The sequence below is a fragment of the Streptomyces sp. NPDC107454 genome, from assembly GCF_055582885.1.
Map to the genome: position 1 here is coordinate 536,852 of NZ_JBVJPA010000005.1, position 19,109 is coordinate 555,960.

Consider the following 19,109-nt stretch of genomic DNA (forward strand, 5'->3'; position numbering starts at 1 on the left):
AGTATGCGTGCCGCCGCGATCACAGGGAACGCAGGAGCACCGCCGGCTGTTCGACGCAGTCCGCCACATGGCGCAGGAAGCCGCCCGCCGTGCCGCCGTCGCACACCCGGTGGTCGAAGGTGAGCGAGAGCTGGACGACCTGGCGCACGGCCAGCTCGCCCTCATGCACCCAGGGCTTGGGGACGATCCGGCCGACGCCGAGCATGGCGGCCTCGGGGTGGTTGATGATCGGTGTGGAGCCGTCGACGCCGAACACTCCGTAGTTGTTCAACGTGAAGGTGCCGCCCGTGAGTTGCGCGGGTGTCAGCGTGCCGGTGCGTGCGGCCTCGGTCAGCCGGGCGAACTCCGCGCTCAGCGATTCCGCGTCGCGCGTGTGGGCGTCCCGGACGACGGGGACGACGAGACCGCGCTCGGTCTGTGCCGCGAAGCCCAGGTGGATGTGGTCGAGGCGGACGATCTCGCGGGCTTCCGTGTCGACCGTGGAGTTGAGCTCCGGGTAGCGGGCCAGTGCGGCGGTGCAGATGCGGGCGAGGAGCGCCAGCAGGGAGATCTTGGGACCGCCGGTGGCGTTCATCGCCTTGCGCGCGTACAGGAGTTCCGTCGCGTCGGCGTCCACCCAGCAGGTCGCGTCGGGGATCTCGCGACGGCTGCGGGAGAGTTTGTCGGCGACCGTGCCGCGGATGCCGCGGAGGGGGATACGGGTGCCGGCCGTGGCAGGTGCGGGGGCCACGGGGGTGTGCGGGGCGAGCGGGGTTTCCGGCTGGCGGACCGGAGTGCCGGCCGAGCGCAACGCGTGCTCCACGTCCGAGCGCAGGATCAGCCCGTCGGGGCCGGAGCCCACCAGGGTTCGCAGGTCCAGGCCGTTCTCCCGGGCAAGCCTGCGGACGAGTGGGGAGATCACCGGTACGGGGCCGTCGGCGCGTACCGCCGGCGCGATGTGGTCATGGGCCGGCCTGGGTCCGCGCGCCGGGGAGCCCGCGTGGTTGTCGGCGCCCGGGTGGTTGTCGGCGGCGGGGTGGTGCGCGGGCCGGGTCTGCGGGTGCGCCACGGGCGGTGTGTTCGCCCCGGCGGTCGGCCGTACCCTTCTGCGGCGCGCCGGCGGTGCCCCGGTGCCGTACCCCACCAGCACGTTGCCGGAGCCCTCGGTCTCTTCGCCGGAGGACGGCGCGCCGACCGCGACGGTCAACAGGGGTGAACCCACGGGCAGTTCCGTGCCCTCCTCGCCGAAGCGTGCGGTGACCACGCCTCCGTAGGGGCAGGGGACCTCGACCATCGCCTTGGCCGTCTCGACCTCGACGACGGGCTGGTCGACGGCGACGACGTCGCCGACCTCCACCAGCCAGCGGACGATCTCCGCCTCGGTGAGGCCCTCACCGAGGTCGGGGAGCTTGAACTCCAGCACCTGGGCCATCAGCTGTCCGCCTCCCATTGCAGGCGCCCCACGGCGTCCAGGATCCGGTCGACGCCGGGCAGGTGGTGCCGCTCCAGCATCGGCGGCGGGTACGGGATGTCGAATCCGGCGACGCGCAGCACCGGCGCCTCCAGGTGGTGGAAGCAGCGCTCGGTGACGCGGGCCGCGATCTCGCCGCCCGGGCCGCCGTAACCACCGGCCTCGTGCACGACGACGGCGCGTCCGGTCCGCCGCACCGATGCCGCCACGGTCTCGTCGTCGAAGGGCACGAGCGAGCGCAGGTCGACGACTTCGAGGTCCCAGCCCTCGGCCCGCGCCGCCTCGGCCGCCTCCAGGCAGACCGGCACGGACGGCCCGTACGTGATGAGCGTGGCGCTGCGGCCCGGGCGCCGCACCACCGCGCGGCCGATCGGGTCGACGGCCGTCGGCTCGTCGGGGTTCCAGGAGTCCTTCGACCAGTACAGGCGCTTGGGCTCCAGGAAGACGACCGGGTCGTCGGAGGCGATGGCGGCGCGCAGCAGCCCGTAGGCGTCGGCGACGGTCGCGGGCGTGACGACATGGAGTCCCGGAGTCGCCATGTAGTACGCCTCGGAGGAGTCGCTGTGGTGCTCGACGCCACCGATGCCGCCGCCGTACGGGACCCGGATGGTGATCGGGAGCGGCATGGCACCGCGGGTGCGGTTGCGCATCCGTGCCACGTGCGAGATCAGCTGCTCGAACGCCGGGTAGGCGAACGCGTCGAACTGCATCTCCACGACCGGCCTGAGCCCGTACATGGCCATGCCGACGGCCGTCCCCAGGATGCCCGCCTCGGCGAGCGGGGTGTCCGTGCAGCGGTCCTCGCCGAACTCCTTGGCGAGCCCGTCGGTGACGCGGAAGACGCCGCCCAGGGTGCCGACGTCCTCGCCCATGACATGGACGGTCGGGTCGGCGGCCATGGCGTCGCGGAGCGCGCGGGTCAGTGCCTGCGCCATGGTGGCGGGTTTGAGCGCGACGGTGGTCATCGGGCCGTACCCTCCGACTCGGCCTCGGCCGCGAGCTCGGCGCGCAACAGCGCCTCCTGCTCGCGCAGTTGCGGTGTGGGCTCGGCGTACACGTGGGCGAAGAGGTCCATGGGGTCGAGCACCGGGTCCTGGTTCATGCGGGCGCGCAGGTCGGCGGCCATGATCTCGGCGGCCTCGCGGGCCTCCCGTATGCCGTCGTCGTCGAGCAGGCCGCGCTCGGTCAACTCGCGCTCCAGGAGGGCGATCGGGTCGTGCGCCCGCCAGGTCTCGACCTCGGAGTCGCCGCGGTAACGGGTGGCGTCGTCGGCGTTCGTGTGGGCTTCCATGCGGTACGTCACGGCCTCGACCAGCGTCGGGCCGCCTCCCGCGCGTGCGTGGCGCACGGCGTCGCTCAGGACCTCGTGCACGGCCGCCGCGTCGTTGCCGTCGACCAGTCGGCCGGGCATTCCGTAGCCCACGGCCTTGTGGGCCAGGGAGGGGGCGGCGGTCTGCTTGGCGAGCGGGACGGAGATGGCGAAGCCGTTGTTCTGGACGAGGAAGACGACCGGGGCCTGCCAGACCGCCGCGAAGTTCAGCGCCTCGTGGAAGTCGCCCTCGCTGGTGCCGCCGTCGCCGACCAGGGCGAGCGCGACCACGTCGTCGCCCTTGAGGCGGGCGGCGTGCGCGAGGCCCACGGCGTGCGGGAGCTGGGTGGCCAGGGGGGTGCACAGGGGTGCGATGCGGTGCTCGTGGGGGTCGTAGCCGGTGTGCCAGTCGCCGCGCAGGAGGGTGAGGGCCTGGACGGGGTCGAGGCCGCGGGCGACGGCGGCGAGGGTGTCGCGGTAGCTCGGGAAGAGCCAGTCGCGCTCCTCGAGGACGAGTGCGGCGGCGACCTCGCAGGCCTCCTGGCCGGTGCTGGACGGGTAGACGGCGAGGCGGCCCTGCTTGGTGAGGGCGGTGGCCTGCGCGTTGTAGCGACGACCGCGCACCAGCTCCGCGTACAGACGGCGCAGCAGGCCCGGGTCGACCTGCGCGGCGGCTTCGGTGCCGAGGACGCGGTGGGGCAGCGCGTCGGGCAGCAGCGGCGCGGGGTCGGTGCGGGGCTGCCAGGCGGGCGGCGGTGTGGGCCGGTAAGCGCCTCGCTGCTCCATGACCGTCATGACGGCACCTCCTCGTGGGAGCGGCTTGGGCGCTGCACGGGTGTGAGGCGCCTCACCTACCGATTGTTCGGTCGTCGGCACATTTTGGCTACAGGCACCGCCAGGCTGTGGACAAACGGTTCTGCACAGCCTGAGATGGACGCAGTACGTCCATGGTAGGGAGGCGGGGGGACATGGCACCTGAACAAATGGCCGAGCCGTCGGAGGCCGGCCCCGTCCCGCCGCCCGCCCGTCCGCTCGACGCCATCGATCAGGACATCCTGCAGATGCTCCAGGCGGACGGCCGCGCGTCGATACGCTCCGTGGCCGAACGGGTGCATGTGTCCCGCGCCAACGCCTACGCGCGGATCAACCGGCTCATCGAGGACGGTGTGATCCGCGGCTTCGGGGCGCGCGTCGACCACGAACGCGCCGGGCAGGGCACGTCCGCGTACATCACCCTCAAGATCGTGCAGAACTCCTGGCGCACGGTCCGTGAGCAGCTCAGGGTGCTGCCCGGCGCCTCCCACATCGCCCTGGTGGGCGGCGACTTCGATGTCCTGCTCCTGGTGCACACCCCCGACAACAGGGCCCTGCGCGAACTGGTCCTCACCCGCCTCCAGGCCATCCCCGAGGTCCTCAGCACCCGCACACTCCTGGTCTTCGAGGAGGAGGACCTCGAGCCTGAGGGGTGAGGGGGCGGCGGGAGACGTGGGACCGGCGCCGGGGCGGTCTTGGACCTGCGGCGTGAGACCGGAGCCTCGGCCCGGCGGCCGGACCCCCGCCCGGAAACCCGGCGACGGAAACCGGCCAGGCCCCTCGCCACCGGGCCCGGCCCCGGGACGCGGTCCCCTTGAGCCCGCCTCGGGGCCGGCTCTCCCGTCCCGAGAGGCCGAAGGCTCGACCAAGGCCTGGGGCGGAAGAGCCAGGACCAGGAGCCCAGGGGTTGGAGAGCCAGGACCGGGAGCCCAGGGGCGGGGCCGATGGCCCAGAGTCCGGGGGCCCGGGGGCGGAGGACTGGGGCCTGAGATCCCACGCGTCGGAGGGCTAGGACCGGTGGGCCAGAGTTCGAGGGCCCGGGGGCGGAGGACCGGGGCCTGCGAGCCCACAGGTCGCAGGGTCCACGGGGCGGTGGTGGGCTAGGACCGGTGGGCCAGAGTTCGAGGGCCCGGGGGCGGAGGACTGGGGCCTGAGATCCCACGCGTCGGAGGGCCGGGACCGATGGCCCAGAGTTCGAGGGCCCGGGGGCGGAGGGCCGGGGCCTGAGATCCCACGCGTCGGAGGGCCGGGACCGATGGCCCAGAGTTCAAGGGCCCGGGGGCGGAAGGCCGGGGCCTGAGGACCCACGGGTCGCAGGGTCCACGGGTCGGTGGACTGGGACCGGTGGGCCGGAGTTCCAGGGCCCGGGGGCGGAGGACCGGGGCCTGCGAGCCCACAGGTCGCAGGGTCCACGGGGCGGTGGGCCGGGACCGGTGGGCCGGAGTTCGAGGGTCCGGGGGCGGAGGACCGGGGCTGAGAGCGCACGGGTCGCAGGGGTTCACGGGGCGGTGGGCCGGGGTCTCAGGGGGGTGGGGTGGGGCGGGGCTGAAAGGGTGAGGGGGCGTGGGTGGGAGTGGGGGGCGGAGGGTCAGCGTTCGTCTCTGAGGCCGCTGAAGACCAGTTGCGCCACCGCGTCGGCGACCTCGCGTTCGCCCATGCCTCGGCTGTCGGGGCGGTACCACTCGACGAGTGAGTTGATCATTCCGAAGACCAGGCGGGTCGCGAGGCGGACCTCGATGTCGCCGCGTACGTCCCCGTCGGCGGCTGCGGCCTTCAGGAGCTCGGCCACCTGGTGGTCGAACTCGCGGCGCCGCTCCAGCGCCCAGCGCTCGGTGTCCGTGTTGCCACGCACGCGCAGCAACAGGGTCACGTACGGGAGTTCCGCGGTGAGTACCTCGACCATGCGCCGCACGACGTACTCCAGGCGCTCCACCGCGCGCCCCACGCGCGCGTGCTCCTCGTCGAGGATGCCGAAGAGCCCGTCCAGGGCCCGGCTGACGGCGCGGCGCAGCAGCTCCTCCTTGCCCGTGACGTGGTGGTATATCGAAGACTTCGAGATACCGGCCGCCTTGGAGAGGTGCTCCATGGAGGTGCCGTCGTAGCCGCGCTCGTTGAAGACCTGGACGGCGACGGAGAGCAGGCTCTCGGGGGTGTACGTGTCGCGCTTGGCGGTGGTCATGAGGTTCCCTCGCGCTTCTCGGTGGCGTACGCGTGGCGGTAGAGCGCGAGAGAGGGCGCGTAGCGCCCGGAGGGATCGCGCTGGTGCAGGTCGTCCAGGAGAGAACAGGCCCAGCTCCGGCCGAGCCTGCGGCTCCATTCGAAGGGGCCCAGCGGGTAGTTGACCCCCAGCCGCATCGCGGTGTCGATGTCCTCCTCGGTGGCGACGCCCTTGGCGACGGCGTCGTGCGCCAGGTCGACGATCCTCGCCACGGTCCGGGCGACGATCATGCCGGGTACGTCCCCGATGACGCTGACGGTCTTGCCCAGCGCCTGGAACAGGCCGACGGCCTCGGAGAGGGTCTGCGGGGCGGTGTCCTGGGAGGCGGAGAGGGCGATCCTGGTCGCCCGGCGGTAGTCGAGCGCCAGGTCGAAGTAGACGACGTCGCGGAACTCGACCGACGTCTGACCGTCGGCGAGGACCAGCTGGCCGCCGCTGGGCAGCACCAGGCGGGTCCCGTGGTCCTCCTCGTCCTCGCGGACCTGGATGCCCGCCTCGCGGATCAGCGTGAGCAGTTCGGAGGCCGGACCCAGATCACCCTCGGCGACGACGTACACGGGTGCCTGCGCCTTCTCCGCGGTGTGCGGCTCCGGACGCTCGGCGTCGGCCCCGTGGTCGTACCAGCCGTGCCCCGTCTTGCGGCCGAGCCGGCCGGACTCGACGAGCCGCCGCTGGGCGAGCGAGGGCGTGAAGCGCACGTCCTGGAAGAAGGACTGCCACACGGAGTGCGTCACGGACTCGTTGACGTCCTGGCCGATCAGGTCGGTCAGCTCGAAGGCCCCCATCCGGAAGCCGCCGGACTCGCGCAGGACGGCGTCGATCGTCGCGGGGTCGGCGGCCTGCGCCTCGTACACCGCGAAGGCCTCCGCGTAGAAGGGCCTGGCGATGCGGTTGACGATGAAGCCGGGGGTGTCGGCGCAGGCGACCGGAGTCTTGCCCCAGGCGCGTGCCGTCTCGTACGCGCGCGTGGCCGACGAGAAGTCGCTCGCGTACCCGGAGACGACCTCCACCAGCGGCAGCAGCGGCGCCGGGTTGAAGAAGTGCAGTCCGACCAGCCGGCCGGGGTTGCGCAGGGCGCCGCCGATGGCCGTGACGGACAGCGACGAGGTGTTGGTGGCGAGCAGACAGTCGTGCTCGACGACGTCCTCGAGCTCGCGGAACAGCTGCTGTTTCGCCTCGAGTTGTTCGAGCACCGCCTCGACGACGAGCGCACAGTCCGCCAGCTCGTCGAGGCTGTGCGCGGGGTGCAGCCGGGCGCGTGCCGCGTCCCGGTCGGCGGCGGCGAGCCGGTCCTTCTCGACGAGCCGGTCGAGGCGCGCGCCGATCGCTTCGGCCGCCGCGTCGGCACGCCCGGGAACCGTGTCGTAGAGCCGCACGGGGTGGCCCGCGACGAGCGCGACCTGGGCGATGCCCTGGCCCATGGTGCCGGTGCCGACGACGGCCACGGGGCTGCTGAGGTCGAGTGCTGTCATGTGCGCGATCCTCCCGCACGGGGTTTTCCACAGATGCGGCGGACCCCCTTGTCCCGACCGATCGTTCGGTTACTCTAACTCTGTCCGGCTATTTCTGCCCAGGTCATGAGCTCAGCGAAGAGTTCTTGAGACGAGGAGATGGTCCCGCATGGCCGCCGAACTGACCGCGCACGAGCTGACCGCCCAGCACCGGCCCGCTCTCGACCAGGCGCTGGAAGCGATCCGCACGCGCGCGTACTGGTCCCCCCACCCCGAGCACCCGAAGGCCTACGGGGAGAACGGCAGCCTGAGCATGGCCGAGGGCAAGGCCGCCTTCGACGCCCTCCTCGGCAGCCGCCTCGACCTCGGCCAGCCCGGCACCGACGACTGGGTGGGCGGTGAGATCTCCCCGTACGGCGTCGAGCTGGGGGTCACCTACCCGCACGTGGACGTCGACGTGCTGCTGCCCGCCATGCGGGCCGGACAGCGTGCCTGGCGCGACGCGGGCGCGGAGATGCGCGCGATGGTCTGTCTGGAGATCCTCAAGCGGATCGCCGACCGCACGCACGAGTTCGCGCACGCGGTCATGCACACCAGCGGCCAGGCCTTCATGATGGCGTTCCAGGCGGGCGGCCCGCACGCGCAGGACCGCGGCCTGGAAGCGGTGGCGTACGCGTATGTGGAACAGGTCCGCACCCCCGACACCGCGGAGTGGACCAAGCCCCAGGGCAAGCGCGACCCGCTCGCGATGACCAAGCAGTTCACGCCGGTGCCGCGCGGCATCGCGCTGATGATCGGCTGCAACACCTTCCCGACGTGGAACGGCTATCCGGGCCTGTTCGCCTCCCTGGCCACCGGTAACGCCGTGCTCGTCAAGCCGCACCCGCGCGCGGTGCTGCCGCTCGCGCTCACCGTGCAGGTCGCGCGCGAGGTGCTCGCCGAGGCGGGCTTCGACCCGAACCTGGTGGCGCTGGCCGCCGAGCGGCCCGGGGAGGGCATCGCCAAGACCCTGGCCGTGCGCCCCGAGATCCGAATCATCGACTACACCGGGTCGACGGCGTTCGGCGACTGGCTGGAGACCCACGCACGCCAGGCGCAGGTCTACACGGAGAAGGCCGGCGTCAACACGGTGATCGTGGAGTCGACCGACGACTACAAGGGGATGCTGTCCAACCTGGCCTTCTCCTTGTCCCTGTACAGCGGTCAGATGTGCACGACCCCGCAGAACCTCCTCATCCCCCGCGACGGCATCCGCACGGAGGACGGCCCCAAGTCGTACGACGAGGTGGTCGCCGACCTCGCCCGGTCGGTCGACGGACTCCTCGGGGACGACGCGCGTGCCAACGGGCTGCTGGGCGCGATCGTGAACCCGGACGTCAAGGCACGTCTGGAGGCCGCGGCAGGGCTCGGCGAGGTCGCCCTCGCGTCGCGTGAGGTCGGCAACCCGGAGTTCCCGGACGCGGTCGTCCGCACCCCGGTGATCGTCAAGCTCGACGGTGCCCGGAAGTACTGGGAGAGTGCCGACGACGAGGCCGCCTACATGAACGAGTGCTTCGGACCGGTGTCCTTCGCGGTCGCGGTCGACTCGGCAGGGGACGCGGTGGAGCTGCTGCGGCGGACCGTCCGGGAGAAGGGCGCGATGACCGTCGGGGCGTACACCACCGACGAGGTCGTCGAGGAGGCCGTACGGGAGGCCTGTCTGGAGGAGTGCGCCCAGCTGTCCCTGAATCTGACGGGCGGTGTGTACGTCAACCAGACGGCCGCCTTCTCGGACTTCCACGGGTCGGGCGGCAACCCGGCGGCGAACGCCGCGCTGTGCGACGGGGGCTTCGTGGCCAACCGGTTCCGGGTGGTGGAGGTCCGACGCTAGGACCTGATCCGCCGGACGCCTGACAGGGTCTGGCCCCCTTGCGGGGCGCTCCAGTGGAACAGGGTCATGGCCACGCTCGTCGCCAGGTTGTAGCTGGAGACCTGGGGGCGCATCGGAAGCGACACCAGATGGTCGGCACGCGCGCGCAGGTCTGCGGAAAGGCCGCTGCGCTCGGAGCCGAAGGCGAGCACGGCGTCGTCCGGGAGCTTCAGTCCCCGGATGTCCTCGCCGTCCGGGTCGAGGGCGAACACCGGCCCGGACGGCAGCTCGGCCACCGTCAGCCGCTCCACGGCGGTCGCGAAGTGCAGGCCCGCCCCGCCCCGCACCACCGTGGGGTGCCAGGGGTCGAGGGTGCCCGTGGTGACGACGCCGGTCGCGCCGAAGCCGGCCGCGAGGCGGATCACGGCGCCGGCGTTGCCGAGGTTGCGCGGATGGTCGAGGACGACCACGGGGGCGGTGCGGGGTGTGCGGGCCAGCGCCCGCAGATTGGCCTCGCGGGAGGGACGTACCGCCAACGCGGCCACCGCGGTCGGGTGCGGACGCGGGACGAGGGAGCGGTACGTGGCCTCCGGGACCTCCACCAGGAGGGCGTCCAGGGCCTCGCGTACGTCCGGGGCCAGCTCGTCGGTGAGGGCGAGCGCCGCCTGCCGGTCGCTGGTGACCGCCACCAGGACCTCGGCCCGGAAGCGCACGGCGTGCTTGAGGGCGTGGAAGCCGTCGAGCAGGACGGAGGTGTCGGCGAGGCGGTGCCAGGCGCTCACGGGGTCCTGGTCCTGCCGGCGGTCGCCCACCGGGTCCTGCACACGGTCCGTGGCGTCGCTTGCGGGGTCCTTCATGCGGTGAAGCCTACGTGCGAGTCCTCGGTCGGCTCCGGGGTGCGCGGCCCCTGAGCGCGCTGGCCCGGCAGCTTGCGGGCGCCGGGCGGAAACAGTCGTCCACGCGCGCGTGCCGCCCATCCGCCGAGGCGCCGCAGGAACGACGTCGGCAGAAACACCGCGTCGGCGGCGATCATCGCGAGCGAGAAGAACGGCAGCCCGAGGACCACCGCGATCACGGCGTGCTCGGTCATCATGGCGGCCAGCAGGACGTTCTTGACGCGCCGGTTGATCAGGGTGAAGGGGAAGGCGACCTGCACGGCGACCGTCCCGTAGGTCACCAGCATCACGATCGTGCCGTGTGAGGCCAGCAGGTCGGACAGGGCGGGCCAGGGAGAGAAGTAGTCCAGGTGGAGCGGGTAGTAGACGGCCGTGCCGTCCTGCCAGCGCGAGCCCTGGATCTTGTACCAGCCGGCGGTCGCGTAGATCAGACACGCTTCGGCCATGATCACGAGCAGGGCCGCGTTGTGCACGGCGTTGGCGATGACGTCGAGCAGGATCCGAGGCTCCGCGGCGCGCGCCAGGCGGCCGACGGCCCACCACAGCGCCTGGACCGCCCACAGCCCCCAGAAGATCGCCAGCCAGCCGGGGGTCAGCCGCCCCGCGCCCGTCGCCGCGGCCAGCAGCAGGCCGAGCACCGCCCACAGGACGAGACCGGCCCGGTCCTTGGCCCCGGCCCGTGGAAGGTCCCCACGCGCGCGTGCCTCCCGCGCGAGCCGGGCCCGCCGGGCGTCCAGCGACCACACCTGTCCACAGCGTGTGAACACCAGATAGATCGCCATCAGGTGGATGACGTTGTCGCCGCCGTCCCCCATGAAGATGCTGCGGTTCTGCAGCGAGAGCACGCCGACCATGAAGAGCACGGACATCGTGCGGGTCCGCCAGCCCACCAGCAGCAGGAGAGCCGAGAGGACGGCCAGGGCGTAGACGGTCTCGAACCACACCTGGCTGTCGGACCACATCAGGATCGTGAAGGCGTGGTTGTCCGCGACGAGCCGCTGGGCGAGGTCCCACTTCCACGGTCCGTCGGGGCCGTACATCTCCTGGCGGTGCGGGAACTCGCGCAGCAGGAACAGCAGCCAGGTGGCCGCGAAGCCGATGCGGATCACGGCCGTCTGGTACGGGCCGAGGGCGGCGTCGGTGACCCGGGCGATACCGCGCGAGATCGACACTGCGATGCGGTTCATCGGGCGCTCGCCTCCGTCCTTGCGTCCGTGACGTCCTCCTCGGGAACGGTCCACCAGGGCAGCTCGCGCAGGACGGGCGTGTCGGACACCTTCTCCTCGCTCCATTTCGGGGGCGGCACGTTGGTGGTACGGGAACGGACCTGGACGCTTTCGACGACGGCGCCCTTGCCGCCGGCCCCCTCACGGTCGAGACGCAGTACGACGATCCGGCGCAGATAGCGCTGGGAGAGGTCGCCGCGCAGGCCCACCGGGCGGTTGTCGTTGTCGTGCGTGCCGATGTAGAAGTCCCAGGCCCGGCGCAGTTCGTTCTGCTGGGTGTGGCTCGGCAGCAGATTGCCGTCGATCGCCGCGCCGTCCAGCGCGGACAGGTCGTACCAGCCGGTCTCGGTGATGCCACCGTCCGCGCCGCGGACCTGCGCGCGGACCTGGACGTCGATGTTCTGCTGCAGCGGGTTGGGGGCGAAGAGCTTCCAGTTCTGCTCGAACTCCGGGTAGATCCAGTCGTCGATCGCCCGGCCGTGCTGCTTGGTGACCGTGTTCGCGGGCGCGACGTGCAGAAACACCATGCCGAGGTGCACACAGGCGATCACCGCGACGACCGCGAGGGCGAGCGCGGCGACGACCTGGGAACGGAGAGGGAGGGAGGCTATGCCGGTGGGGGTGGGGACAGGAACGGGGACAGGGGGATCGGTGGCGGGCGCCTGGTCGGTGGATTCCTGGCCGACGGATTCCTGGTCGGTCGAGGGGGTGCTGTCGGGGGTGGAACCGGCGGAGGCGGGGCCTTCGGGCAGGGAGCCGTCAGGGCCGTCCGGCAGATGCCGGGCCTTCGTGCCCTCGTCGTACGCGTCCATTCCGCCCCGATTCCCGATCCCGGTCCGATTTCCGCCGCCGGACCGCGCGGCGCCGTGGCGCCCGCGCGCACCACACCGCGGCGTGCGCACCGGAACGGTACTCAGGCCAGGCCACCCGGCACAGCCCCATTCGGCACAGCGGGCACAACAGCGACACAAAAGCGACCCTGAGGTTATCCACAGCGGTGGACACCCTACGGCCGCCCGCCCCGCCGTGCGGCGATAGCAACCGAACGTTCGGTTTGTCGAGGCGACGGGCCTTCCGTGGCCGGGCCGTTCCCTTCTTGTAGAACCTGTTCTATCTTGACGCTCCGTCAGATCCGGTGTCCGCCGGGTCGGTGGATCGGTGCGTGGGAGGACAGGGACGTGGACTTCACCTTCACCGAGGAGCAGCAGGCGGCGGTCGAGGCGGCGAAGGCGGTGTTCGGCGGGGTCGCGCCCGACAAAGTGCCCAGCCCCGCGATCACCGCGGGCGCCGTCGCCGACGAGTTCGACCGGGCGCTGTGGACGAAGCTCGCCGATGCGGATCTGTTGAGTCTGTTGCTCGCCGCGGAGTACGGCGGGGCGGGCCTGGACGCGATCGCGCTGTGCCTGGTGCTGCGCGAGGCGGCGAAGGTGCTGGCGCGGGTTCCGTTGCTGGAGAGCAGTGCGGCGGCGGTGGCGGTACAGGCGTACGGCGGCGAGGAGTTGAAGGCGGAGCTGCTCGCGCGGGCGGGCCGGGGCGAGGTCGTACTGACCGTCGCGGCGAACGGACGGACCGGGCACGACCCTGCCGAACTCGCCGTGACCGCACGGCGGGACGGTGACGTGTGGGTGCTGGACGGGGTGCAGACGGCGGTCCCGTGGGCGCAGAACGCCGACTTCACCGTCGTACCCGCGCACACGGGCGGCGGCCGGACCGTCCTCGCGCTGGTACCCCGGGTCCATGAGGGAGTCGTCCTCGGCGAGCAGATCTCCACGACCGGGGAACGGCTCGGCGAGCTGCGTCTGGAGTCCGCGCGGATCACCGCCCGGGATGTCATCGACGCCGACGGGGCGTGGGAGTGGCTGCGGGAGCTGCTGGCCACCGGGACGTGCGCGCTGGCGCTCGGGCTCGGTGAGCGGGTGCTCGCGATGACGAGCGCGTACACGGGCAAGCGGGAGCAGTTCGGGTTCCCGGTCGCCACGTTCCAGGCCGTCGCCGTGCAGGCCGCCGACCGCTATATCGACCTGCGGGCGATGGAGGCGACGCTGTGGCAGGCCGCGTGGCGGATCAGCACGGGGGCGGGGGGTGCGCTTCCGGCGTCCGGGGACGTGGCCGTCGCCAAGATCTGGGCGTCGGAAGGGGTACGCCGGGTCGTGCAGACCGCGCAGCATCTGCACGGGGGGTTCGGCGCCGACGTCGACTACCCGCTGCACCGGTACCACGCCTGGGCCAAGCAGCTTGAGCTGTCGCTCGGACCGGCGGCGGCGCACGAGGAGGCACTGGGGGATCTGCTCGCGGCCCACCCCCTGGGCTGAACGCCCGCGCCCACGGCTCGCGTCCTCGCCCCTCCAGGCGTGTCCTCACCTCTCCGGGCGTGGGCAGGCCCCGGGCAGCGGTGGTGAACGCCACTCGGCGGACGCGAGCGCGGGCGCGAACCCCTGCCGATGGCTCCAGCGTGCGTGAACCCTCGCCGCCGGCCGGCACGAAGCCGGGGCGCCCTGCCGGTGGCTACAGCACGAAGCCGGGGGTGCCCTTGTCGTCCACGACCGGGCGGCCGGCGGCGGCCCAGACCTGCATGCCACCGTCGACGTTCACGGCGTCGATGCCCTGCTGGACCAGGTACATCGTGACCTGCGCCGAACGGCCCCCGGAACGGCAGATCACATGGACCCTGCCGTCCTGCGGCGCCGCCTCGGTCAGCTCGCCGTAGCGTGCGACGAACTCACTGATGGGGATGTGCAGCGCCCCCGCGGCATGGCCCGCCTGCCACTCGTCGTCCTCCCGGACGTCCAGCAGGAAGTCTCCGTCCGCGAGATCCCCGACCTCGACCGTGGGCACACCAGATCCAAAACTCATACCCCCGACGCTACCCGACCGGGCGGGCGACCCGAAGCCCCCGCCGGACAGGCCCTAGTCGGCCAGCCGGGCCAGCTCCTTCTCGCGCTCGTCGACCTGGGCCAGCAGCTGCTCGGCGATCTCGTCCAGGAGCCGGTCCGGGTCCTCCGGGGCCATTTTGAGCATGGCACCGATGGCGCTCTCCTCCAGCTCGCGGGCGACGAGGGTCAGCAGTTCCTTGCGCTGGGCGAGCCACTCGAGGCGGGCGTAGAGCTCCTCGCTGCGGCTCGGCTTCCACTCCTCGGGCACCGGGCCCGCCGCCCACTCCTCGGACAGCTCCCGCAGCAGGGCCTCGTCGCCACGGCTGTACGCGGCGTTGACCCGGGCGATGAACTCGTCGCGCCGCCTGCGCTCGTCGTCGTCCTGTGCGAGGTCGGGGTGGGCCTTGCGGACCAGTTCACGGTAGAGCTGACGGGCCTCGTCGCTGGGGCGTACGCGCTGCGGGGGGCGTACGGACTGGTCCGTCAGCATCGCCACCGCCTCGGGGAACAGTCCCTCGGAGTCCATCCAGCCGTGGAAGAGCTCCTCGACCCCGGGCATCGGCATGACCCGCGCCCGCGCCTCGTCCGCCTTGCGTATGTCCTCCACGTCCCCGGTGCGCGCGGCGACCGCCTCGGCGATCTGCGCGTCCAGCTCGTCGAGCCGCGAGTACATCGGGCCGAGCTTCTGGTGGTGCAGGCGCGAGAAGTTCTCGACCTCGACGCGGAAGGTCTCCACGGCGATCTCGAACTCGATCAACGCCTGCTCGGCCGCCCGCACGGCCCGCTCCAGCCGCTCCTCGGGCCGCGCCTGCGCCTCGGGCGCCGCCTCCGGGGCGGACCCGTCGTGGGCATCCGCATCCCCGGCGCCCTGGGGCCGGGCATCCTCGGCCTGGGTACGGTCGGACTCGCTGTGCTCGGCTTCCGGGGTCGTCACCCGACCAGACTAGGCCACGGCCCCGTACGACTCGCGGCCTTCCCCCGGCCGGGGCGGTGCGCCACGCCCCGGCCCCGCGGCCCTCGGGCCGCCCCCGGCCCTCTCAGCCCGCCCCCGCTCCTCTCGAATCGTGTGGCTCACACCCCGAGCTCCGCCGCCAACCGCCCCGCCCTGACCGCCGCGACCAGCTCCGCGTGGTCCGCCTCCGTACGGTCGGCGTAGGCCACGGCGAACGAGGCGATGGACTCGTCCAGCTCCTCGCTCTTCCCGCAGTACCCGGCGATGAGGCGGGGGTCGGCGGTGTGGGTGTGGGCGCGCGCGAGAAGGGCGCCGGTCATACGGGCGTAGTCGTCGACCTGGTCGGCGGCGAGGGCGGCGGGGTCGACGCTGCCCTTGCGGTTGCGGAACTGGCGTACCTGGAAGGGGCGGCCCTCGACGGTGGTCCAGCCGAGCAGGTTGTCGCTGACGACCTGCATGCGCTTCTGGCCGAGGACGACCCGGCGGCCCTCGTGCGGCACCTCCGGTATGGCGTGGCCTGCCGTCGCCAGGTGCGGGAGCAGCGCCGAGGCACGGGCCTCCTTCACCTGGAGGACCAGGGGTTCGCCGCGGTGGTCGAGGAGCAGCACGACGTAGGAGCGGGTGCCGACGCTGCCGGTGCCGACGACGCGGAAGGCGACGTCGTGCACCGCGTACCGGGCGAGGAGGGGGAGGCGGTCCTCGGAGACGGTGGTCAGGTAGTGCTCCAGCGAGGCAGCGACCGCCGCGGCCTCCGCGTCGGGTACCCGGCGCAGCACCGGAGGCGCGTCCACGAAGCGGTGGCTGCCGTCCTCCGTCGGCCGGGTCGACTTGGCCGCGAACCGTCCGCTGGTGTTGGCCCGCGCCTTCTCCATGACCCGCTCCAGGGTGCCGAGCAGGTCGTGGGCGTCGGCGTGGGAGACGAGTTCCTCGTCCGCGATGGCGTTCCACGCGTCCAGCACCGGGAGCTTCGCGAGCAGCCGCTGTGTGCGTCGGTAGGCACCAACCGCGTCGTGGGCGGCCTTGCGACAGGTGTCCTCGTCCGCGCCCGCTTCCCTGCCCGCGAGCACGAGCGAGGTGGCGAGGCGCTTGAGGTCCCACTCCCAGGGGCCGTGTGCCGTCTCGTCGAAGTCGTTCAGATCGATGACCAGGCCGCCGCGCGCGTCTCCGTACAGGCCGAAGTTGGCCGCGTGGGCGTCGCCGCAGATCTGGGCTGCGATGCCGGTCGCGGGGGTGCGCGCGAGGTCGTAGGCCATGAGGCCGGCCGAACCGCGCAGGAAGGCGAAGGGGGTGGCGGCCATCCTGCCGACCCGTATCGGAGTGAGCTCCGGGATCCGGCCGAGGTTGGACTCCTCGACGGCGGTCACCGCGTCCGGACGGCCGGCGTCGAAGCTCAGCTCCGCGTGCACGCCGCGCGGCACCCGTCGGCGCAGCGCCTTGCCCTCTTCCTTGGGCGCGGCCTGCACGGGCCGGCCCGCGAATCCCCGCACGCCGAAAACCCCGGAGACCCTGGACGCCTGCCGGCCCTGCTCGCCCCGCCGGCCCTGCTCGTCCAGTCCGCCCCGATGATCCTGATGATCCTGATGGTCCTGCCCGCCCGGTCGGCTCCGCTGGTCCTGCTGCGCCCGATCCACTGCACCAAGATCCGTCATACCGACTGCCTCCCCCGTCACGCACGAACATCAACTCGTCATGACCGTACCGCCGGTGGCTGAAACGCGTCAGACCCTGTGGACAACTCCCAGCCTGTGGAAAACCCGGCCCCGCGCGATCAACTCACCACCAGCTCACCATCAGCTCACCATCAGCTCGCGATCAGCTCGCGATCAGCCCCGGTTCAGGGGCACTTACGGAGTTCACCCGGGCATGGCGGGCTCTCCGGCAGGTGCTGCTCCGCCCAGGTTCCGAGTTCCAGGAGCGCGGGCTGCAGTGCGGCGCCCGCCTCCGTCAGGCCGTACACGACCCGCAGCGGAGGGCCCTCGTCGACCTCGCGGACGACCAGCCCCGCCGCGCCGAGTTCCGTGAGGCGGTCGGAGAGCATCCGTTCACTGATGCCGGGGATCGCTCTGCGCAGGTCGGCGAAGTGGGCGGGGTGCGGCAGCAACACGGCCACGACCAGGCCGGTCCAGCGCTTCCCGAGCAGCTGGAAGACGCGGGTCATGCCGTCGTCGACCCTCTGGCACGGCCCTGCGTCGTGAATCCCCGGCTCTGGCATGGGTCCAGGGTACTGGTGAAAAAAAGTAAGTAGCTGTGTTATCTCTAGTCCAGTACGAAAAGTTCGCTCCCTTCTCCTGGAGATCCTCATGGCCACCCTCCTGCACATCGACTCGTCCGTTTTCCCGGGCGCAGCCTCCGCCTCCCGCACGGTCACGGACGCGTTCCGCAAGGCCTGGGAGGAGCAGCACCCGCAGGGCACCGTGATCTACCGCGACCTCGCCGTGAACCCGGTGCCGCACATCACGGCCGATGCCCACACCGCCGGTTTCGCCCCCGCGGACGCGCACACCCCCGAGCAGGCCGCGGCCTTCGCCGAGCGCCTGACGTTCATAGAGGAGCTGGAGCAGGCGGACGCGATCCTGATCGGCGCGCCCATGTACAACTTCACGATCCCCTCGACCCTCAAGGCGTGGCTTGACCAGGTGATCCTCGTCGGCCGTACCGTCATGAGCGAGGACTCGAAGATCAAGGGCACCCCGGTCACGGTCGTCGCCAGCCGCGGCGGCTCCTACGCGCCGGGCACCCCGCGCGAGGGTTACGAGTACGTCCAGAACTACCTGGAGGCGGTCCTGCGCGACAGCCTCGCCCTGGACGTCCACGTCATCGTCCCGGAGCTCACGATGGCGCCGCACAACCCGGCGATGGCCGACCTGATCCCGATGTACGAGGCCTCCCGCGCCAAGGCCGCCGACGAGGCGGTCACGAAGGCCAAGGAACTCGCCGAGCGCTTCGCCGCGTAGCCCCTCCGGGGGACGGCCGAATGACCCCTTGTCTCACCCCTCCCCACGACGCGACAGCCCCGCAGGTTCGTGACCTGCGGGGCTGTCCGTATGGGCCGCCGAACGCCCACTGCCGCGGGGGATGGATCACAGCGGGCATCCGGCGGCGGTACCGGGGGACGATCGGGCCGAGTGGGCCGAGCCGGCTACTTGTACGCCGGAAGGCTGCGGCTCACCCAGCCGGAGAAGGGGGTGGCCGGGCGGCCCAGGACCTTCTGCACATCGGGGCTGACGCGCTGTTCGGCGGGGAGCGGGGAACCGAGGATGTCCAGGGTGCCGGGGATGACGTCCTCCGGCATGAACTGGGCCAGGTGGCTGTGGGCGGCCTCGCGGGTCAGTTCCACGAAGGTCACTTCCTCACCGATGGCCTCGGCGATCACCTCGGCCTGCGCACGCGGGCTGACCGCTTCGGGGCCGGTCACCTCGTACGTACGACCGGCATGACCGTCCTCGCGCAGGACGACCGCGGCGACCGCGGCGATGTCCGCGGGGTCGACGACCGGCAGGGCCACGTCACCGAACGGGGCGAAGACCGTGCGGTCGGCGCGGACCGACTCGGCCCAGGCGAAGGCGTTGGAGGCGAATCCGCCCGCGCGCAGGATCGTGAAGTCGAGGCCCGATCCGCGTACGGCCTCCTCGAACTCGCGCAGCCTGCCGTGCGAGGCGGAGTCGGGGCGGGTGGCGTTGATCTGCGAGGAGAGCAGGACGACCCGCTTGACGCCGGCGTCCCTGGCGGCGGCCAGCAGCTCGGTCGCGGCCTCGCCGTAACCGAGGAGTTCGCCGGCGAGCAGGATGAAGAAGGCGTCGGCGCCTTCGAGGACCGGCCGCATGCTCTCGGCGCTGCCGAGGTCGGCCTGGGCGTGGCGGACACCGTCCGCCGGGGAGGGCAGCGGGCGGCGCGAGACCGCCACGACCTGCTCCCCCGCCTCGGCGAGCGCCTCGATCAGCGGACGTCCGACATTTCCGGTGGCTCCAGTGACGACAATCATCAGAAAAAACTCCCTAGTGCGTTAATCCGAACCAGTAATCAGCAGTCATCGGTTGCATCGGTGTGGGGATCGGTGGGGGATCGGTGTGGG

17 protein-coding genes are annotated in these 19,109 nt (G+C 72.1%); 4 read left to right on the forward strand and 13 right to left on the reverse strand.

Going from position 1 to position 19,109, the window contains the following annotated elements; translation table 11 throughout:
• Positions 1 to 19: 19 nt before the first annotated feature.
• From ACZ69M_RS15390 to pdhA, 3 genes are read right to left on the reverse strand one after another with little or no spacing between them, the layout of a single operon-like run.
• Positions 20 to 1,411 (reverse strand): dihydrolipoamide acetyltransferase family protein, encoded by a 1,392-nt coding sequence (locus tag ACZ69M_RS15390; RefSeq protein ID WP_470050181.1) that lies wholly within the window; start codon positions 1,409 to 1,411, stop codon positions 20 to 22.
• Positions 1,411 to 2,415 carry an alpha-ketoacid dehydrogenase subunit beta gene (locus ACZ69M_RS15395; protein ID WP_054234200.1) on the reverse strand — a complete coding sequence of 335 codons (1,005 nt, stop codon included), beginning with the start codon at positions 2,413 to 2,415 and terminating at the stop codon, positions 1,411 to 1,413. The genes ACZ69M_RS15390 and ACZ69M_RS15395 overlap by 1 nt, the downstream gene beginning before the upstream one ends.
• Positions 2,412 to 3,554 carry a pyruvate dehydrogenase (acetyl-transferring) E1 component subunit alpha gene (pdhA, locus tag ACZ69M_RS15400; RefSeq protein WP_470050088.1) on the reverse strand — a complete coding sequence of 381 codons (1,143 nt, stop codon included), beginning with the start codon at positions 3,552 to 3,554 and terminating at the stop codon, positions 2,412 to 2,414. Before pdhA ends, ACZ69M_RS15395 begins: the two co-directional genes overlap by 4 nt.
• 173 nt (positions 3,555 to 3,727) lie before the next feature.
• Here pdhA and ACZ69M_RS15405 point away from each other — a divergent pair, with 173 nt between their 5' ends.
• Entirely contained in the window at positions 3,728 to 4,228 is a 501-nt protein-coding gene (locus tag ACZ69M_RS15405; RefSeq protein WP_373306538.1) for an Lrp/AsnC family transcriptional regulator, read from the forward strand.
• Between the two features lie 932 nt (positions 4,229 to 5,160).
• Here ACZ69M_RS15405 and ACZ69M_RS15410 read toward each other — a convergent pair.
• On the reverse strand, positions 5,161 to 5,751 hold the full coding sequence (locus tag ACZ69M_RS15410; RefSeq protein WP_470050090.1) for a TetR/AcrR family transcriptional regulator: 591 nt from the start codon (positions 5,749 to 5,751) through the stop codon (positions 5,161 to 5,163).
• Positions 5,748 to 7,262, reverse strand: a complete 1,515-nt coding sequence (locus tag ACZ69M_RS15415) for a 3-hydroxyacyl-CoA dehydrogenase (RefSeq protein ID WP_470050092.1) — start codon at positions 7,260 to 7,262, stop codon at positions 5,748 to 5,750. The genes ACZ69M_RS15410 and ACZ69M_RS15415 overlap by 4 nt, the downstream gene beginning before the upstream one ends.
• Positions 7,263 to 7,410: 148 nt before the next feature.
• On the opposite strand from ACZ69M_RS15415, the gene paaN reads away from it, so the two are divergent.
• The gene (paaN, locus tag ACZ69M_RS15420) at positions 7,411 to 9,111 is read left to right on the forward strand and encodes a phenylacetic acid degradation protein PaaN (protein ID WP_470050094.1); all 1,701 of its coding nucleotides are present in this window, start codon (positions 7,411 to 7,413) and stop codon (positions 9,109 to 9,111) included.
• Here paaN and ACZ69M_RS15425 read toward each other — a convergent pair.
• The 3 genes from ACZ69M_RS15425 to ACZ69M_RS15435 are packed head-to-tail and all read right to left on the reverse strand — an operon-like array spanning position 9,108 to position 12,024.
• Positions 9,108 to 9,947, reverse strand: coding sequence for a TrmH family RNA methyltransferase (locus ACZ69M_RS15425; RefSeq protein WP_470050096.1), 840 nt, complete (start codon positions 9,945 to 9,947; stop codon positions 9,108 to 9,110). The genes paaN and ACZ69M_RS15425 overlap by 4 nt on opposite strands.
• Positions 9,944 to 11,173 (reverse strand): HTTM domain-containing protein, encoded by a 1,230-nt coding sequence (locus ACZ69M_RS15430; protein ID WP_470050098.1) that lies wholly within the window; start codon positions 11,171 to 11,173, stop codon positions 9,944 to 9,946. Before ACZ69M_RS15430 ends, ACZ69M_RS15425 begins: the two co-directional genes overlap by 4 nt.
• Entirely contained in the window at positions 11,170 to 12,024 is an 855-nt protein-coding gene (locus ACZ69M_RS15435; protein ID WP_470050100.1) for a DUF5819 family protein, read from the reverse strand. Before ACZ69M_RS15435 ends, ACZ69M_RS15430 begins: the two co-directional genes overlap by 4 nt.
• A 366-nt stretch (positions 12,025 to 12,390) precedes the next feature.
• On the opposite strand from ACZ69M_RS15435, the gene ACZ69M_RS15440 reads away from it, so the two are divergent.
• A complete protein-coding gene (locus ACZ69M_RS15440; protein ID WP_470050102.1) occupies positions 12,391 to 13,524 on the forward strand; it encodes an acyl-CoA dehydrogenase family protein in 1,134 nt (377 codons plus the stop codon).
• 193 nt (positions 13,525 to 13,717) lie between these two features.
• On the opposite strand, the gene ACZ69M_RS15445 is transcribed toward ACZ69M_RS15440, so the two are convergent.
• The 4 genes from ACZ69M_RS15445 to ACZ69M_RS15460 all read right to left on the reverse strand — a co-directional run bounded on the left by ACZ69M_RS15445 (position 13,718) and on the right by ACZ69M_RS15460 (position 17,249).
• A complete protein-coding gene (locus ACZ69M_RS15445) occupies positions 13,718 to 14,047 on the reverse strand; it encodes a rhodanese-like domain-containing protein (RefSeq protein ID WP_054237233.1) in 330 nt (109 codons plus the stop codon).
• A gap of 72 nt (positions 14,048 to 14,119) precedes the next feature.
• Entirely contained in the window at positions 14,120 to 15,019 is a 900-nt protein-coding gene (locus ACZ69M_RS15450; RefSeq protein ID WP_470050104.1) for a hypothetical protein, read from the reverse strand.
• Between the two features lie 137 nt (positions 15,020 to 15,156).
• Positions 15,157 to 16,686 carry a DUF2252 domain-containing protein gene (locus tag ACZ69M_RS15455; RefSeq protein ID WP_470050105.1) on the reverse strand — a complete coding sequence of 510 codons (1,530 nt, stop codon included), beginning with the start codon at positions 16,684 to 16,686 and terminating at the stop codon, positions 15,157 to 15,159.
• Positions 16,687 to 16,871: 185 nt separating this feature from the next.
• Positions 16,872 to 17,249: a winged helix-turn-helix transcriptional regulator gene (locus ACZ69M_RS15460; protein ID WP_470050107.1), complete on the reverse strand. Its 378-nt coding sequence runs from the start codon at positions 17,247 to 17,249 to the stop codon at positions 16,872 to 16,874.
• A gap of 88 nt (positions 17,250 to 17,337) precedes the next feature.
• On the opposite strand from ACZ69M_RS15460, the gene ACZ69M_RS15465 reads away from it, so the two are divergent.
• Positions 17,338 to 17,991 carry an FMN-dependent NADH-azoreductase gene (locus ACZ69M_RS15465; RefSeq protein WP_470050109.1) on the forward strand — a complete coding sequence of 218 codons (654 nt, stop codon included), beginning with the start codon at positions 17,338 to 17,340 and terminating at the stop codon, positions 17,989 to 17,991.
• 185 nt (positions 17,992 to 18,176) lie between these two features.
• Here ACZ69M_RS15465 and ACZ69M_RS15470 read toward each other — a convergent pair whose 3' ends face one another.
• Complete coding sequence (locus ACZ69M_RS15470; RefSeq protein WP_470050111.1) at positions 18,177 to 19,019, reverse strand: NAD(P)H-binding protein; 843 nt, start codon at positions 19,017 to 19,019, stop codon at positions 18,177 to 18,179.
• Positions 19,020 to 19,109 lie beyond the last annotated feature (90 nt).